The 1,668-nt window shown below is 44.8% G+C and carries 4 protein-coding genes and 1 pseudogene; all 5 read right to left on the bottom strand.

The window, feature by feature from the left end:
- Positions 1-149, bottom strand: a 149-nt coding sequence (locus QMZ64_RS22965; RefSeq protein ID WP_301441635.1) for a phage holin, incomplete at its 3' end; no start/stop codon positions are given.
- 15 nt (positions 150-164) lie between these two features.
- Positions 165-434 (bottom strand): hemolysin XhlA family protein, encoded by a 270-nt coding sequence (locus QMZ64_RS22960; protein WP_009329192.1) that lies wholly within the window; start codon positions 432-434, stop codon positions 165-167.
- 62 nt (positions 435-496) lie between these two features.
- Entirely contained in the window at positions 497-679 is a 183-nt protein-coding gene (locus QMZ64_RS22955; protein WP_011198303.1) for an XkdX family protein, read from the bottom strand.
- Entirely contained in the window at positions 676-990 is a 315-nt protein-coding gene (locus tag QMZ64_RS22950) for a hypothetical protein (protein WP_095264124.1), read from the bottom strand. Before QMZ64_RS22950 ends, QMZ64_RS22955 begins: the two co-directional genes overlap by 4 nt.
- Positions 991-1,001: 11 nt before the next feature.
- Positions 1,002-1,668, bottom strand: a pseudogene (locus QMZ64_RS22945) (phage baseplate upper protein); the annotation flags it as partial.

The following is a 1,668-nucleotide window of genomic DNA, read 5'->3' as shown; positions in this document are numbered from 1 at the left end:
CCGGCCAAATACAAAGCATCAGCCAGCGTATTCACCTGGTCCTCGCTGATAGGCAAAGCTGCCTTTCCGAACATGATCAATGTCTGGTTTACCAATGCAATAAAAAGAAGCACCGTCCGGACGACCGTGCCTTTGTCGAATGTTGTCATATTGTGTCTTCCTCCTTATTTTTGAATAAAATTAATGAAAAGCGCCGCAATCCCGGAGATCACCAGTGTACAAACCGCTGTGATGATGGCGCCCGTAATGCTGCGCTTAATCCATGTTGTGTTCTCTTCAATCTTGTTGAGCTTGTCATTGATGGACATAATCTGTTGATCGTGTCGATCAGACGCCCTTTCCAGTGTGATGACACGCTGTTCAAGCGTTTTGTGATCGGCCTTCAATTCGGTAATCTCCTGCTTGAAGACGTCCCATTCATTTGTTTGATGCATGTCCTGAAATCCTCCTGTTCTCACATCGTTTTCACCTCCCTCGAGGCAAAATAAAAACACCCTTATTGGGCGCTTGGCATTCCTAAATCCACACTAGTGTCAGGCTTATCATAGCTCCGGCCTGTTATGTCTTCATATTCGGCCGGGGTGATCCACTTAATTTTTACGTACTCCCGCATTTCTTCATCTGTGTAACACCCCCAATCATAGAATTGTTTTATATCGGCAAGAGTAGGATACTTCATGATGCCCCGCCCCCTTTTAACGCTTCAACCTCGGACTGAAGGCGTGCAATTTGTAATGAGAGCAAGGCACTTTGTTTTTTCAACAGCTCGGTAGGGTCCGGGTCCGGCTCTGGAGGCTGCAAGCTTTCAATATATTCTTTGGTGGCCGATTCAAACCATTCCCCTTTCGCAGGATCAAATTTGGCTAAATATAGGCCGTCAGGCGGCTTTACTTCGCAATAAAATTCCGGCAGCTCCGCGTCGTCTTCAACTTGGATTTCTTCTCCCGGCATGTAATTGAATTTCTCATCATATTTATAAAGCCATTTCACTGTCATCCCTCCTAAGCCGCCTTAAATTTAAAACCAAATGTTATAAATTCATTAGGGTTTGTTGTATTTGAACAGCTCTGGATATACACCTTGCCATCGGTATTGATTTGAGTTCTATGAAACTGTGGAGCAGAACCCGCGCCGATACTTGAGGCTACACCTATAAAATGAGTCATTTGTATAGGTCGGTATCCAGCAGGTAACGTAAAAGCTGGCACATCAAAACCAATGGTTCCACCGGTTATTGAGCCGATAATTTCAACCTCTCCAAGGGCATTTTTACTAAACTGAACCTTATGGGTTCCATACTGCTTCCACCCGTTTAACAAAGTAGGTGATTCCCAGGTAACTTCCGCATCGGCATCCGTTATAAATCTCTGCCATCCTTTAAATGACCCGTCAGTGTGGATTGTTCCGAACCACCTTTTAGGATTGGCCGTAGCAGTTACCACAATCGTTTTGCGCGCACTATTAGTTGAAACATCGTAATGAAACCACTCGACCGCCTTCGGATCTGGAGAATTCACAACTTTGTTACTGACACCATAATAAAGTCCGGATGGTAAGGTTAATAAGTCAGTGTCATCAGGAATTAGCGTTCTCCCGCCGTTGTCATCGGTTAATTTATAAAGCTGTCCGGCATTCCATTTCGTTCTCTCGTCCGCAGTTATATGCCGA

Origin of the sequence: Bacillus sp. LB7, from assembly GCF_030449715.1 — a bacterium.
Classification (GTDB): Bacteria; Bacillota; Bacilli; order Bacillales; family Bacillaceae; genus Bacillus; species Bacillus paralicheniformis.
This window is presented reverse-complemented; position numbering and strand designations above follow the sequence as displayed.

What these genes read in the sequence shown, in the direction of transcription:
- QMZ64_RS22960 (WP_009329192.1), bottom strand. Translation starts at nt 434, where the DNA reads ATGCATCAAACAAATGAATGGGACGTCTTCAAGCAGGAGATTACCGAA.
- QMZ64_RS22955 (WP_011198303.1), bottom strand. Translation starts at nt 679, where the DNA reads ATGAAGTATCCTACTCTTGCCGATATAAAACAATTCTATGATTGGGGG.